Source organism: Bacillus cereus group sp. MYBKT14-1 (assembly GCF_051915185.1).
Lineage (GTDB): Bacteria > Bacillota > Bacilli > Bacillales > Bacillaceae_G > Bacillus_A > Bacillus_A cereus.
Genome location: NZ_JBQAEF010000008.1, coordinates 77214 through 93558, shown reverse-complemented (window position 1 = coordinate 93558; position 16345 = coordinate 77214). Strand labels below are relative to the sequence as shown.

The window sequence follows — 16345 nt, the reverse complement described above, 5'->3', positions numbered from 1 at the left end:
TAGAGAAAGAGGTTTTTGTAAATATGGTTCATTACAATAATCAAAATAGTTTACATCAAATATTTACATTAAAAGGGACAATTATAAGAGATATTTTCCCACAAATCGTATTATATACGTGTATTTCAACGATAGTAGCTGTGATTAATTATTACTATACAGAAATAAATATAAATCAGACTCCTTGGGTAATCGTCGGAGGAGCTTTAGGATTACTATTAGTGTTTCGTACGAATACTGCCTATGATCGGTACTGGGAAGGTAGAAAGCTGTTTGGCGCGATTGGTGCTTGTACTAGAAATTTAGCAATTAGTTTTTTGTGTCATTGGGATTCTAAAGGGAAGAGTATGGAGCAGGAAAAAATAAAATTTTTACATCTATTAATTGCATTTCCAAAGTTAGCGAAAGGACACTTGAGAGAGGAAAAAGATTTATCTGAAGTGAAATCATTGCTTGCTGTCTGTTCTGAGAAGGAAAAAGCATTTTTGGTTGAGTCCAATCATTTACCGATTAGTATAGTTTTTATGTTGAAAACTATACTATCAAAAGGTTTGAAAACGGGGCAAATTCATCCAAATGCGATAATTAGTATGGAAACAGATTTGAATACGTTACTTACATCTGTGGGTGGATGTGATCGTATCAAAACAACACCTATTCCTTTTGCATATTTTGCTCATATAAAAATTTTATTGATTATATTTTGTGCAACTTTACCGATTGGTCTTGTTGATAGTCTCGGATGGTTTACAGTACTTGCGACTACGTTTATAAGTTTTGCATTCATAGGTATTGAAGCAATAGGGGTTGAAATTGAAGATCCCTTTGGTCAGGATCCAAATGATCTTCCGCTAGAAGGAATTTGTATAGGAGTAGAAGCGCATTTGGTGAATCTATATAATCAAAATGATCTATTAGAAGTAATGGGTTTGAATCTTGATAAAAAAATCATTTAATCATTTATTGTTGTTTTAAAATAGGTTATTTAAAAACTTGTCAAGAGTCAATTTAAGGCTTAACGTCAGCTTTATATTTTTTATATAAATATATAATATTCCTCCATGCTATAATCCATTCATGAAATGTACATGTTGCATGAGTTGGAATAAAAAAGACATGAATTGAGGATTAGTTGGCTTTGTGAAATCAATTATGTAACTACTATTAAAAAGCGAGGTAAATAATATGGAACAAAAACATAATGGCATTATTTTTACTGCAATACCAGACGAATCGAATGAATATTATCAACCATTTTATGAAGACTTGATTTACTTTAATGAATGTTTAAATGAAAAGAAATCAATTGCGGATCAACTTATATCTTTATCTGTTGAAGAACAAGACTTTCATACGAGCTGTTTTGAGTATGATGATATTTGGCTAAGAGATGTTGCACCGGTTGTCACAAATCATCTAGTTAAATTTAAATATCGACCAAATTATTTGCCAGATGATCAAGGGCGATATTTAGATCAACAGTTTAATAAATGGTTGAAAAAGAATGACTTTGAATATGTGAAATCCCCATTAATATTAGATGGTGGTAATCTTATTTGGAATAAAAAAGATACCGTAATATTAACAGAACGTATATTTGATGATAACGATGATTGGACAGAAGAGGAAATTATTGAGCAGTTAGAATGGGATTTAGATGTGAGCCGAGTTATTATTATTCCTGCTGAAGAAGGGGATGTACTAGCACACGCAGACGGAATGGTTAAATTTATTGATGAACATACAATGTTTATTAGTGATTTTTTAGGGGATCATGAATTTAGATATAGTGTTCAAGAGATTATTCAAGAACAAATGCCAGAAGCTGAATTTATAGTTGTTCCTTCATCATATACAGAGAAAGGACAATATGATCAAGAGATAGCATCAGCAAAAGGGTTGTATATAAATATGTTAGAATCATGTGATGCTCTTTATGTTCCTAAGTTTGGACTAGCTAAAGATGAGGAAGTTTTACGATATATTCAACAGTATACGGAGAAGCAAGTTATTCAAATTCATGTAGGAGAAATATCAACAATGGGAGGCGCAATGAATTGTTTAACGTGGTATTGTCCAAGCCATTTGTTACCTTCAAAAATGAGAAGATTAAAAAATCAGAATGAAGATTTTTCAATGAAGAAGATTTTTGATTGGTTTTAATAAATAAGTAATGAAAAGAAAATCTATTCAAGGAGTATTGATATGTATACCATCGCTGAGTTTTCTCGGATTTGTAAAATGAGTACGCGGATGTTAAGACATTATGACAAAGAGGAGATATTAAAACCGGCATATGTGAATCCGGTTAATGGGTATAGGTATTATGAACAAGAGCAGCTGGAAGTAGCGTTGAAAATCAAAAAGTTAAGGGAGTATAAATTTCCTCTTCCAAAAATTAAAATTGTTTTGCAGTCATCAGATCAAGATTCGTTTGTTCAACATATACAATCACAAATTATCGAGTTGTCTCATGAAGTGAAGCAAAATTTACAGGTTATTTCAGAAATGAATGAAATGGTAAAGGTGAATAGTAGTCTAAATATTGCTCGTCATAGAAATTACGATATATTAATGGGAATGAGGAATGAAGTAACGATAATTACTCAAAGAGTAAAAATAGATATAGATGATATGGATGATTATTTTTATGACTTATATGAAGAGGTACAAAAAAAAAATTTTCAAATAGTCGGTTCACCATCTGCAGTCTTTTATGATGAAGAATATATTCCAAGTAACAGTGATATTGAATTAAGAATCCCGGTTATGCAGGGGAATGATGAAGACGTAGCACAAGAGTATGAAATGAAACAACTAAGTCCACATCATATCGTTACTACTATGCATTATGGAAGTTACGACTATATAGGTTACGCTTATATAGCGTTAGAAGAATGGATTGAAAGAAATGGGTATGTGATAATTAATTCGCCATATGAGGTTTATATAAAGGGACCTGAATGTGATTGTTTAGCAGAAGAGTATGTGACACAAATTTGTTTTTTAGTTACGAAAATAGAATGAGAATAAGGATTGACATTAACATTATGTCAATCCTTATTCTATGTATGAAAGCAATTTATCATAATAAAAAGGAGAGAGAATATGAGAAGAACAATCATGATTATTTGTCTCGTTCTAAGTATGGTATGGATTTCCGCATGTACTGCTGGAGTAGGAGAAGGTGAGAGTGGTAGCGCTGTACTACCAAGTCAGTTACCTAAAAATGTAGTGTTTAAAAATGGTACAATCTATACTTCAAATGAAAAGCAAGACATCGTAGAGGCTGTAGCCGTTAAAGAGGGGAAAATTATATTTGTTGGTTCAAACAAGGATGTAGAGGAATTTATAAATGAAGATACGAAAGTGGTGGATTTACAAGGACGTTTTATCCTTCCTGGTTTTGTGGACAATCATAATCATATATTTGAAGCAAAATCACCAGCAGCAGGAAATTGTAGTGTCTCACCAGATGCTTCTCTGCAAAAACAACGCTCGTATTTAAAGGCTTGTAAAAAAGGTGTGAAAGATGGCGAATGGATAAGTGGAACGGGGTTCAGTTTGGAAGCGTTGTTAAAAGATATGGACGAAAAATCAGAGCAACAAACCCCATTACAAGTTCTTGATGAGTTATTTCCTAATAATCCAGTATTAATTATGGAAAGAACCTCCCATTCTGTATGGGTTAATTCAAAGGCACTCGAGTTAGCTGGAATAAATAAAGATACAAAAGATCCACAAGGTGGAAGGATTATTCGGGATTCCGAGACAGGAGAACCGTTTGGTATTCTTTATGATACAGCAGGAGATATCGTGATGGAAAAAGCATGGAATTCTCAACCAAATCTGTTTGAAAAAAATTATGAAGGTTTATTAGACGGTTTAGATGAGGTTGCAAAGAATGGTATTACTACAGTTGGTGATGGACGTCTTTATTGGAAGCGAGGCTGGTTAGACGTTTGGAATAAAGTAAATGACGAAAAAAAGCTAACGTCACGCGTAGTACTTCGACCATGGGTATATCCAAATTTAAACGAAGCAGAACAAATGGAGTATTTCAAAAAAATTAAGCGTGATGATGTGTCATCCCGTATGTTTATTAATCAAGTGAAAATGTATAGTGATGGAATTAGTATTAATAGCACTGCTAAAACACTAGAAAAATATAAATTTGAATGGTTTACAGGAACTCCGTATGGGTTGAATTATATTCCAGAAGAAAAAATGAAATGGTGGTTAACCGAATTAAATAAAATTGGTTACGGTGCACTTATTCATACAATTGGAGATGCTGGGGTAAGAGAGAGTTTAAATGCGATTGAAGCAGCGAAAAAAGAAGGTGCAAACCAGCCTTATACACTTACGCATGTGGAAATGGTAGAAGATAGTGATATAGATCGTTTTGCTAAGTTAGGTATTAGCGCTGATTTTCAAGTAGATCATGATTTTACGGAAGATCCAAAACAAAGCTGGGCAAGTACGTATTTTACAAATCAGCAAATGAAACGAATTATGCCGTTAGGGCGAATTTGGAAAACCGGTGCGAATGTATCACTTAGTAGTGATTGGGATGTAAACGAACTGAATCCACTTGTGACGATTTCAAATGCATTAAGCATTGATGAAAAGGGCTTGTCTGATGTATACGCAGCTATTGATGCCTATACAATTAAGCCAGCTAAAGCGCTAGGTCTTGATAACATTACAGGTTCGATTGAAGTAGGCAAATCAGCTGATATGGTATTACTAAATGAAGATATTACTAAAATGAGTGCCGATAAGATTCCGAATGCGAAAGTTTTAGTGACGGTTTTACAAGGAGAAGTAGTGTATCACAAGGAGAAATAAAGAGTCACCTTATAAAGTTGCTACAAGTAAATGAATATATTCCTGTTGACCTTAACACGATGTCAAAGTATAGACTGGACATACATTCATATAAGGGGTGAACACGTATGAGAAATATAGAAAATAGTTTGTATTATATGCCTGCGGAATGGGAGAAACATGAAGGTACATGGCTCCAATGGCCACATGATAAAACACATAGGGGTGAAGGTTACAGAGCTAAGTTAGATGATATTTGGATATCGATGGCAAAGGAGCTTCACTATGGAGAAAATGTCCATATTGTTGTATGTGATGAAGAAGAAAAAATACATGTCCAATCGAAGTTAATGGAAGCTAACGTGAATATGAATAAAATTGATTTCTTAATTCAAGAAACTGATGATATTTGGATAAGAGATAACGGACCAATCTTTGTAAAAGATAAAGAAGGGAACCGCTATCTAACGCACTGGATATTTAATGGTTGGGGAGATAAATACCCGTACGAAAACGACGCTAATATTCCGAATAAAATAAGTGAAATGTATCGCATTCCAAAAGTTGAATCTAGTGTCTGTCTAGAGGGCGGGGGAATTGAGATAAACGGAAACGGGACCTTAATGGCGGCGGAAACGTCTATTATAAATGAAAATCGAAATCCTACACTAAGTCAGAAAGAAATTGAAATGGAGTTAACGAAATATTTAGGAGTAACGAATTTTATATGGATAACTGGTATACGCGGAGAGGATAATTATGATGAAGATACAGATTATCATATTGATGGCGCGGCACGGTTTGTAAATGAAAATACGATATTGTATGAATACGATCCTTTCGGTGAAGGAGAGTCATATCTTTTGGAGGCGTACGAAAAGCATTATCAAGAATTGCGACAAGCAAGAAATATAGATGGCAAGCCATTTCAGCTCATTCCAGTACCAGTAACAAGAAAATTGGTAAAAGAAGCAGATTGTAAAGGATCGTACTTAAATTTTTACATTGGTAATGAAGTTGTATTGGTACCTATATACGGTGATGAACATGATAAATTAGGGCTTCAAATCATTGAAGGTCAATTTCCAGGGAGAAGAATTGTCGGTATATATGTTAACGAATTGTATGCATACGGTGGTATGATTCATTGTGTGACGCAGCAGCATATAGAATAGAGTAATTCAAATAAAAAGCATGCAGAGCATATACTCTGCATGCTTTTTATAATGTTGAAAACTCCTCAACAAGTTGAGTGAATTGTTTCAATGCACTTTCAATCGGTTCTGGCGTTGTTAAATCGACGCCAGCTTTTTTCAATAAGTTTAATGGGTAGTCTGAACTTCCACCTTTAAGGAATTCAATATAATTTTTCTGAGCATTCGGATCACCGCTTAATAGTTTATCAGCGATTTGAATGGCAGATGCGAATCCAGTTGCATATTTGTATACGTAAAACGGGCGGTAGAAATGAGGGATTCTAGCCCATCCGTATTTTACTTCTTCATCAAATACAAGTGAATCACCGTTATATTCTTTAAATAGTTTTTCATAAATTTCACTGAAGACTTGTGCATTTAATGGTTTACCTTGTTCCGCCATTTCATGTGTGATTTTTTCAAATTCTGCAAACATAATTTGTGTAAAGAAAGTACCTTTGAATTTTTCAATAAAATGGTTAACTAAATAGTTACGCACGTTCGTTTCTTTTGCTTCTTTTAATAAATAGTGAATTAATAACACTTCATTTACTGTAGAAGCGACTTCTGCCACAAAGATAGAATAATGTGCAGAAATTCTTGGTTGGTATCCATGTGAATAGTGCGTATGCATACCGTGCCCGCATTCATGAGTAAGAGTGAACAGGCTATTTAAATCATCGTGATGATTTAAAAGAATGAAAGGATGAACACCATATACACCAAAGTTATAAGCACCAGAACGTTTTCCTGGTGTTTCTCTTACGTCTATATATCGTTTATCTTTAAAACTTTTTAATGTCTCAATATATTCTTCTCCTAAAGGAGCTAGTGATGCAATCATAATGTCAAATGCTTCACTATATGGGATGTCTTGTTTTGCACCTTCTACTAAATCGACGCCTAAGTCGTATTGTCTTAGTTCATCTACGTTTAATTTTTCTTTTCGAATTTCATTGTATGTATGTAATGTTTGAATGTTTTTTTTCGTTGTATCAATAAGGTTTTCATATACTTCTTTCGGAACCATATCGCCAAATAATGATTTCTCTAGCGCTGATGGATAGTTTCTTAGCTTCGAAACGGTAACATTATTTTTAATAGCAGCGGATAAAGTAGATGCGATGGAATTCTTTAACTGAACATATGGTTTGTAATATGCTTTATAAGCTTCTTTACGCTTTTCACGATTCGTATCTTCTATTAACTTTGCATACATTCCGCGTGTTAAGTTCACTTTTTCTCCATCGTCAGTCGTCACTTCACCAAATAATATATCTGCATTATTTAACATACCAAATGTGTGCTGTGGAGAAGAAAGAGCTTCACCCATCTGTGATAAAATTTCTTCTTGGTCCTTATTCAATACGTGTTTTTTATAACGGTATAATTCAAACAAGTCTTCTTTATAATATTGTAAGCCTTCTGTTTCTTCTATGTAAGAATGTAATGTGCTTTCGTCTATGCTAAGTAAGAAGGGGGAAAAGAAAGATTTAGCTGCACTTACTTTTACGTGTAATTGTGATACTTTATCGACAAGAGATTGCGCGTCAGTATCGCGTGTATCAAGGTCAGATTGTAATCGTGCATAAGCGAACATTAAAGATATTATGCTAGAAATTTCTTCACTCTTCGTTAAATAAGCTAATAAACTATTGCCATCGTGAATATTGCCATTAAACTCGTGTAATTCCTTCGTTAATACTTCAATTTTATGAAAATCACTTTCCCAATCTTCAATTGTATGGTAAATGTCTGTTAAATCCCATTTTTCTATATCAGCTACTTGTAATCGATCTTTAAGTTCTGTCATAATCATTTCCTTTCTAAACATGTAGTTATATTTCTATATAACTATGAAATACAACAAATTGCAAAAAATCCCTGCTGAAAATTGAAAAGCCTTGCTAAAATAACAAGGCTTACATACTTATAGTGTAATTCCAAATTTTGAATGTAAAAGGTTTGTAAATTGCATGTCTGTAACGGTTTCTTTCGTTTTTCTACCATTTTTCGCTACTGTAAGGCTATTTTTCGTTAAAGAGGCATGCCCATCTTCAGTTAGTTTTACAATAAGAGGTAGTTTATTAAAGGGTGACCCTTCATGTTCAACGATAATTTTTTGTGCTGTATTTGCTTTTTCTTCATCCACTTCTTCTATATAAAATGCATAGCCTAACGTCCAATCATCAGCAGAAGATTGATCCAAGAACTCATTGTTTTTCCGCATCTCTAAAATGTAGTTTCCCTTTTCGGTCATTTCTTTACGAATACGATAATCTCCTGTAACAGAGTGAATGACTTCACCTGAGAAAGGGACAGGGGCAAGAGGTAAGTATGATCCGAATCCTACTTCAATTAAATAAAGTTCATTATGATGTGTTAAAACGGTTGCGATATGGCCAGAATCAACAGCCCATATGGAGTTTGCAGCGTTATAAACTGTTCCTGAAACGAGATGAACATCGAATCCAGCATCTTTCAGGAAGTAATACATAGTAGGATTGAGTTCATAACAAAGACCGCCACGGTTATTTACTAAAATTTTCTCTTTCAAATTTTCTTTTGATATTTCTTTAAAATTCTTTTCGAGAATATTTAAGTTTTCAAAAGGAACAGTTTGTGCCATTGCGTACATAATGTTAGATAAATCTTCAAATGAAACTGTGTCTTTTTCTTCTATATGTAATCGTGCGAAAAATTGTTTTTGAAAGTCTGTCATCGAAATCCCTCCGTTATGCTTTTATAGGTAAATTGTAAACAATCTTGAATAGGATGTGAAATTAAAACTACGTTGAACATTTGAAATTAGATTAAAAATAATATGGGAGAGTGAGAGATTGCTACTTTACTAACGGTGGGACGAATATTATAATAATTCTGATAAAATATGCAAACGCTTTCTTGGAAGGGGATGGTGTACAGATGTTTAAAAGAATAACAATAGTCGGATTGTCGGTTGTTATGTTTTTACCTAGTATATATGAGGGGAGTAAAGCATATGCAGACACAGTTAACAATGGAACGTTAATGCAGTATTTTGAGTGGTATGCTCCGAATGATGGAAACCATTGGAATCGTTTGCGTACTGATGCTGAAAATTTAGCGGAAAAAGGAATTACATCTGTTTGGATACCACCTGCATATAAAGGAACTACGCAAAATGACGTAGGATATGGAGCATATGATTTATATGATTTGGGGGAATTCAATCAAAAGGGAACAGTGCGGACGAAATATGGGACGAAAGCACAATTGAAATCTGCAATTGACGCTTTACATAAGAAAAACATCGATGTATACGGTGATGTAGTTATGAATCATAAAGGTGGGGCTGATTATACAGAAACTGTCACAGCAGTTGAGGTAGACCCGAGCAATCGAAATGTTGAAGTATCAGGTGATTATGAAATTAGTGCGTGGACGGGATTTAACTTTCCAGGACGTGGAGATTCTTATTCTAATTTCAAATGGAAATGGTATCATTTTGACGGAACGGATTGGGATGAAGGAAGGAAATTAAACCGAATTTATAAATTTAGGGGCATAGGTAAAGCATGGGACTGGGAAGTGTCTAGCGAGAATGGGAATTATGATTATTTGATGTATGCGGATCTTGATTTTGATCATCCAGATGTTGCGAATGAAATGAAAAAATGGGGAACGTGGTATGCGAATGAATTAAATTTAGATGGTTTTCGTTTAGATGCTGTTAAACATATTGATCATGAATATTTGCGCGATTGGGTAAATCATGTTAGACAGCAAACAGGGAAAGAAATGTTTACAGTAGCTGAATATTGGCAAAATGATATCCAGACTTTAAATAATTATTTAGCGACGGTTAATTATAATCAATCTGTGTTCGATGCACCACTTCATTATAATTTTCATTATGCTTCAACAGGAAATGGAAATTATGATATGAGAAATATTTTAAAAGGAACGGTAGTTGCGAATCATCCTACACTTGCGGTTACTCTAGTTGAAAATCATGATTCACAGCCTGGTCAGTCATTGGAATCTGTAGTGAGCCCTTGGTTCAAACCGCTGGCATATGCATTTATTTTAACGCGTGCAGAGGGGTATCCTTCTGTTTTCTATGGTGATTACTATGGTACAAAAGGAAATAGTAACTATGAAATTCCAGCGTTAAAGGACAAAATTGATCCGATTTTGACGGCACGAAAAAACTTTGCATATGGTACGCAGCGTGATTATTTTGATCATCCGGATGTGATTGGCTGGACAAGAGAAGGTGATAGTGTACATGCTAATTCTGGTTTAGCAACATTAATCTCTGATGGACCAGGAGGGGCGAAGTGGATGGATGTTGGAAAGAATAACGCAGGGGAAGTATGGTACGATATTACGGGTAATCAAACAAATACTGTAACAATTAATAAGGATGGTTGGGGACAATTCCAAGTAAGTGGAGGATCAGTTTCCATATATGTTCAGCAGTAATTTGGTGATGAAAAAGAAGAGGTAGACTGAAATATAAGTCTACCTCTTCTTTTTATATTGTGCATATTTATCCCGCTATTTGTGGTCAGTCCGATTGGTGAGGGCTTATTAAAGTTTCACTTTATTTTTCCTGAATCTTTATTGTAATAAAAGAGTTAGTCGACCTTTATAACAACAAGAGAGGCATTGGAATATATAATGTCACCCGTGGCTTCTCTTATTCGTACTCGAAGAACGTCCCCTTGATTTAAAGGTAGTAAATCAGTTCTGGCGGATGTAGCTCTCACCCCAGAAGCACCACCAACTCGCGTTTCAATTGCGAATTGAATGGAATCGTTTATTGTAAGATTTAATATACTAGACGATATAGCTTGTATTACAAATACAATTGAAAAGGATACAGAGTACACGCCAGTGGTATCAATTGTAATAGAATTATTTAATGGATTTAGGGTAGTTCCACTAGCAGGTCCTGGAATGGTAAAATTAATATTTGTATTAACTACTGCTGAAAAACCGATTCCTACTTCAGAAGTTATTGTGCCAAATATGGGAAGAATCCCTAAACCGGTTGCGCCAGTAGGACCAGTTATTCCGATTCCGGTAGAACCTGTAACCCCAGTAGGACCAGTTATTCCGATTCCGGTAGAACCTGTAACCCCAGTAGGACCAGTTATTCCGATTCCGGTAGGACCTGTAACCCCAGTAGGACCAGTTATTCCGATTCCGGTAGGACCTGTAACCCCGGTAGGACCAGTTATTCCAATTCCGGTAAAACCTGTCGCGCCGGTAGGTCCTGTGATTCCAGTAGGTCCGGTGGGGAATGTAAATGGTGGAATTGATGGTAGTGTGGGACCGATTAAATTTGGTTCCAGAGCAGGTCCGTGTAAAATACTATACTCTTCATTCATATAGTAAACCTCCTATCATTGCTTGTCATAATTATTAAATGTATTTGGGGAAGGAAATGACATTCGCAATAGCGGAGGCGCTTCTTATAATTTCTCTTCAGCGAATATAGACCTAATTTAAGCAATATTGAAATTTATAGTTACGTACTACTAAAGTATGACACCTTTACTTCTCACGTAACATATAGTATGATGATTTCAATAAATTAGATTTCAATGACTATAATATAAATTAATGAGAGGTGCTTTTTGTGAGTGCGGTAGGTATTAAATAGGAAAAATTTAATGAAATAAATCGGATAAGACCAGGGGATTTTTATGTACATCATACCCCTAATTTTGTCATGCATTTATTTCAAAACCTATGAAGATACCTACAATACTTTATAAAGCGTGTAATAAGGGACTGCCATCTATTTTTTATGGCTTATTTCCTCATACGTTATTACACATGCCTTGTAAATGTAAAAGCTGCGGTATCCCCGCAGCTTTTTTGTATATGTTTTTATTGTATAATTATGGAATTTTATATATGACTCATTGGAATCTAATGAGTAGGTATCTTCATTTATGATAAAAATCAATCATAGTGAGGAGAAACAAAATGAATACGATGACTTTTGAAAAGTTACAATATAACGAATTAAAGGATATAGTGAAATCTTATTGTGTAAGTGGATTAGGTAAGGAATTATTAAACAAATTAGAGCCGAGTACGAGTATAAAAGTAGTGAGAAATCGGTTGAATGAAACGACAGAAGCACGAGCTATATTAGATGCAGAAGGGCATGTTCCTTTCTTCGGCATTTCTAATATTGCTAGTACAATTCAAAAATTAGAAAAAGGGATGATTTTAGATCCAGAAGAATTAGTAAGTGTTTCAGACTTTTTACGTGGGTGTAGAAAGATTAAAAAGTTTATGTTAGATAAAGAATTTTTTGCACCAGTATTAGCTTCTTATGCAAATTCAATGACTGAATATAAAAGTATTGAAGAGGAAATTAACTTTTCAATTAAAGGAAATAGTATTGATGCAGCTGCAAGTAAAGAGTTAAAACGAATTCGAAATAATATCGATTCTGTAGATGGGAAAATAAAAGAACGTTTAACGAAGTTTTTAAATAGTAGTGCAAATAAGAAATTCATTCAGGAATTCTTTATTAGTAAAAAGGATGACCGTTATACGATTCCAATTAAATCTTCCTATAAAAACCAAGTTGCCGGAAGTATTATTGAAGCCTCGGCAAAAGGTTCTACTGTATTTATAGAACCGCATACGGTTACGAAATTGAATGCAGAACTAGCAGGTTTGAAAGCAGAAGAAGCGGTTGAAGAATATCAAATTTTAGCGACTTTATCAGGGATGGTATTAGAAAATATTTATAGTATAAAGATTAACATGGAGCTAATTAGTCAGTATGATATGGTATTTGCGAAAGCGAAGTTTAGTAAATCGATTGATGGAATAGAACCGAAGTTAAATGATCATGGCTACATTCATTTAGTGAATTGTAAGCATCCACTTTTAACAGGGCAAGTTGTACCCTTGAATTTTAAAATTGGTCAAGAGTATCGTAGTTTAATTATTACAGGGCCGAATGCGGGCGGAAAGACAATTGTGTTAAAAACGATTGGATTGTTAACATTAGCTACAATGTCAGGTCTTCATATTGCAGGAGATAAAGGGACAGAAATCGCTATTTTTGAAAATGTATTTGTAGATATTGGTGATAATCAAAGTATCGAAAACGCACTAAGTACATTTTCATCTCATATGAAAAATCTTTCTGAGATTATGAGGATGTCAAATAATAATACGTTACTTTTATTTGATGAAATAGGGAGCGGTACAGAGCCAAATGAAGGTGCAGCACTTGCAATTTCTATTTTAGAAGAGTTGTACTTTGCGGGATGTATTACCGTTGCGAGTACGCATTACGGAGAAATTAAACGATTCTCAGAAATGCATGATGACTTTATGAATGCAGCGATGCAGTTTAATAGTGAAACGTTAGAGCCGCTTTATAAATTAGTTATCGGAAAATCAGGAGAAAGTAATGCACTTTGGATTGCGAATAAAATGAACGTAAAAGAACATGTACTGAAAAGGGCGAAAGAGTACATGGGAAATAAAGAGTACGCTTTAGAAAAAGTGAATGAAAGTAAAATTAGAAAACCGAAATTCGTACAAGAAAAAAGAGAATCTCATTATGAGTACAAAATAGGCGATCGTGTTAATTTATTGGATCATGATGATTTTGGTATCATCTATAAGGAAAAAGATAATTTTTATAACGTTGTTGTATATTATAACGGTGAATTCGTTGAAGTAAATGTAAAACGTATTACTTTAGAAGTAGCAGCGAAGGAGTTATATCCAGAAGGATACGATTTAAATACACTATTTGTTGATTATAAAGAAAGAAAAATGCAACACGATATTGAGCGCGGATCGAAAAAAGCACTGCGTAAAATTCAAAAAGAAATAAGAAAGAATAGAGGATAAGTTAAAATGGTAACGATTAGACAAGAACAAAAAAATGATTATAGAAAAACAGAAGAAGTCGTAAAAGAAGCATTTTTAAAGGAAGAATTTAGTGATAAAACAGAACATGAACTTGTAAAACGTATTAGAGAATGTGACGCGTTTGTTCCAGAGTTATCAATTGTTGCGGTAGATGAAGATATAGTTGGTCACATTATGTTATCGAAAATTACAATAGAACAAGATGGAACTTCTGTAGAATCGTTAGCGCTTGCACCAGTTTCAGTTGCTAGGGGTCATCAGAAAAAAGGAATTGGTGGAAAACTGATTGTAGCTGCATTAGAAAAAGCGAAAGAACTTGGATACGGATCAGTTGTAGTATTGGGACATCCAGAGTACTACCCGAAATTTGCTTTTAAGAAAGCAAGTGAGTGGAATGTAAAAGCACCGTTTGAAGTGCCTGAAGAGGTATTTATGATAATGGAATTAACAGAAAATGCTCTTCGAGGTGTAGAAGGAATTGTACAATATTCGAGTGCTTTTGCTGAGTAGGAGTACCGGTTAAGAAATGTAATCATAAAAGGTGCTATCTTTTTGTATGGATATACAGAAAGATAGCTTTTTTTATTAAGCGGATCTACTGACGTATATTTTGCTCAATGAATAATTGAGGTGGTAAAATTGATATAGAAACGTAAAGGGAGAGAATGAAATGAATAAGCGAGAAACAGATAGCAATGAGAATGTAGTGACGTTATATGTTACAAGACACGGTAAAACAATATTAAATACGAATCATCGCGCGCAAGGTTGGGCAGATTCTCCTTTAGTAGAAAAAGGTGTTGAAGTTGCCACAAATTTAGGAACAGGATTAAAAGATATTCATTTTATGAATGCATATAGTAGTGATAGCGGCCGCGCAATTGAAACTGCTAATTTAGTATTAAAATATAGTGAGCAATCAAAATTAAAACTTGAGCAAAGAAAAGATTTGCGAGAATTAAATTTCGGTATTTTTGAAGGTGAAAAACTTGAGAATATGTGGGATGTGGTTGGAAAAGCTGCAGGCGTTGCATCACCAGAAGAACTTATGAAGTTTTCTATTCAAGAAGTGATTAATCTTATTAGAGTAGCAGATCCTACGAAACAGGCGGAAGATTGGGACTTATTTTCTACTCGTATAAAAACAGAGATAGATAAAATTAGTGAAGAAGCTGCTGGAAATGGTGGCGGTAACGTTTTAGTTGTCGTTCATGGGCTTTTGATTACTACCTTAATAGAAATGTTAGACAGTAGCAAAACAAAACTTGGAGTGGAAAATGCTAGTGTGACGAAAATTGTATATCAAGATGGAACATACACAGTCGAGTCTGTTGGAGATATGAGTTATGTTGCAAAAGGGAAAGAAAGTGTTGAAATATAATTAAATCTCCAATAGAAATAAGAAAAGGAAGGTAGAGAAATCTAACTTCCTTTTCTTATTGGAATGATTATGGAATTAATAAAATCTTTCCTGTACTTTTTCTGCTCTCTAATAATTTATGTGCAAGAGCACCATCTTGTAAGGCGAATGTAGTAGGACTCGCGATATTTACTTTTCCACTAGTGATCCAATCGAATAATTGAGTAGAGCGCTGCTTACGTTCTTCAAAAGTAGTAAGCACGTTCCAAAGGTCTCCACCAGTTAAAGTTTTTGAAGTATCCATAAGCATACGCGGATCAACTGGCGCAGGATTACCACCAGCCATTCCGTAAAATACGACAGTACCGCCAATTTTAGTAGCGTTAAAACTTTCCCCTAATGTAGAACCTACTGATTCATACACAACATTTACTCCAGTTCCATTAGTCATTTCAAGTACTTTCATATGCCATGCTTCGGTATATAAAAATACGTGATCGGCACCAGCTAATGTAGCTATCTTTGCTTTTTCTTTTGATGATGTAAGACCAATTACTGTTCCGCCCTGTAGTTTAATCATTTGAATAAGAAGTTGACCGACGCCACCAGCTGCAGCGTGTACTAAAGCTATATCACCTTGTTTTAGTTGATAGCTATCGTGCGTTAAATAATGTGCAGTTAATCCTTGTAATAAGACAGAAGCGGCTGTTTCAAAAGAAATAGAATCTGGTAGTGGGATTACTTTTTCAGATGGAACGGCAACTAGTTCTGCATTTGCAAATGGGACGTCCGCAAATGCAATACGGTCTCCTAGGTTGATAGTAGTAACGTCAGCTCCTACTTTTTCAACAATTCCAGCTCCTTCATAACCTAATACATAAGGCGGATTGCCAGCAAGATGATAATCGCCGCGGCGTCTATAAATATCAGCGAAGTTTAATCCGATTGCTTTCGTGCGGACAAGAATTTCATTTGGACTTATGATTGGATCGTGTATTTCTTTATAGTGTAGAACATTAGCGTCTCCGAATGTTTCGAAACAAAGTGCTTTCAT

13 protein-coding genes are annotated in these 16345 nt (G+C 34.5%); 9 read left to right on the top strand and 4 right to left on the bottom strand.

The window, feature by feature from the left end:
• Positions 1-23 precede the first annotated feature (23 nt).
• The 5 genes from ACTFO4_RS19800 (at position 24) to ACTFO4_RS19780 (ending at position 6005) form a co-directional block, all read left to right on the top strand.
• Positions 24-956, top strand: coding sequence for a bestrophin family protein (locus ACTFO4_RS19800; protein WP_000233820.1), 933 nt, complete (start codon positions 24-26; stop codon positions 954-956).
• Positions 957-1185: 229 nt separating this feature from the next.
• On the top strand, positions 1186-2163 hold the full coding sequence (locus tag ACTFO4_RS19795; RefSeq protein WP_000435519.1) for an agmatine deiminase family protein: 978 nt from the start codon (positions 1186-1188) through the stop codon (positions 2161-2163).
• A gap of 42 nt (positions 2164-2205) precedes the next feature.
• Positions 2206-3027, top strand: a complete 822-nt coding sequence (locus ACTFO4_RS19790; RefSeq protein WP_086401974.1) for a MerR family transcriptional regulator — start codon at positions 2206-2208, stop codon at positions 3025-3027.
• A gap of 81 nt (positions 3028-3108) precedes the next feature.
• A complete protein-coding gene (locus tag ACTFO4_RS19785) occupies positions 3109-4851 on the top strand; it encodes an amidohydrolase (RefSeq protein ID WP_440014134.1) in 1743 nt (580 codons plus the stop codon).
• 107 nt (positions 4852-4958) lie between these two features.
• Positions 4959-6005 (top strand): agmatine deiminase family protein, encoded by a 1047-nt coding sequence (locus ACTFO4_RS19780; RefSeq protein WP_017673133.1) that lies wholly within the window; start codon positions 4959-4961, stop codon positions 6003-6005.
• A 46-nt stretch (positions 6006-6051) separates the two neighbouring features.
• Here ACTFO4_RS19780 and pepF read toward each other — a convergent pair whose 3' ends face one another.
• Both pepF and ACTFO4_RS19770 read right to left on the bottom strand, forming a co-directional pair.
• Complete coding sequence (gene pepF, locus ACTFO4_RS19775) at positions 6052-7839, bottom strand: oligoendopeptidase F (protein WP_061457539.1); 1788 nt, start codon at positions 7837-7839, stop codon at positions 6052-6054.
• A gap of 117 nt (positions 7840-7956) precedes the next feature.
• Positions 7957-8748, bottom strand: a complete 792-nt coding sequence (locus ACTFO4_RS19770; protein WP_326234626.1) for an arylamine N-acetyltransferase family protein — start codon at positions 8746-8748, stop codon at positions 7957-7959.
• Between the two features lie 203 nt (positions 8749-8951).
• Between ACTFO4_RS19770 and amyS the strand changes: the two genes are divergently transcribed.
• Entirely contained in the window at positions 8952-10493 is a 1542-nt protein-coding gene (gene amyS, locus ACTFO4_RS19765; protein ID WP_440014136.1) for an alpha-amylase, read from the top strand.
• 155 nt (positions 10494-10648) lie between these two features.
• Here the strand turns inward: amyS and ACTFO4_RS19760 are convergent, their stop codons facing one another.
• A complete protein-coding gene (locus ACTFO4_RS19760) occupies positions 10649-11404 on the bottom strand; it encodes an exosporium leader peptide-containing protein (protein WP_440014138.1) in 756 nt (251 codons plus the stop codon).
• A gap of 604 nt (positions 11405-12008) precedes the next feature.
• On the opposite strand from ACTFO4_RS19760, the gene ACTFO4_RS19755 reads away from it, so the two are divergent.
• The 3 genes from ACTFO4_RS19755 to ACTFO4_RS19745 all read left to right on the top strand — a co-directional run bounded on the left by ACTFO4_RS19755 (position 12009) and on the right by ACTFO4_RS19745 (position 15312).
• Positions 12009-13910, top strand: a complete 1902-nt coding sequence (locus ACTFO4_RS19755; RefSeq protein WP_001095187.1) for an endonuclease MutS2 — start codon at positions 12009-12011, stop codon at positions 13908-13910.
• Positions 13911-13916: 6 nt separating this feature from the next.
• Positions 13917-14441 (top strand): GNAT family N-acetyltransferase, encoded by a 525-nt coding sequence (locus ACTFO4_RS19750; protein ID WP_440014140.1) that lies wholly within the window; start codon positions 13917-13919, stop codon positions 14439-14441.
• Positions 14442-14601: 160 nt separating this feature from the next.
• Positions 14602-15312: a histidine phosphatase family protein gene (locus tag ACTFO4_RS19745; RefSeq protein ID WP_016123107.1), complete on the top strand. Its 711-nt coding sequence runs from the start codon at positions 14602-14604 to the stop codon at positions 15310-15312.
• Between the two features lie 67 nt (positions 15313-15379).
• Here ACTFO4_RS19745 and ACTFO4_RS19740 read toward each other — a convergent pair whose 3' ends face one another.
• Positions 15380-16345, bottom strand: coding sequence for a quinone oxidoreductase family protein (locus tag ACTFO4_RS19740; protein WP_017673074.1), 966 nt, complete (start codon positions 16343-16345; stop codon positions 15380-15382).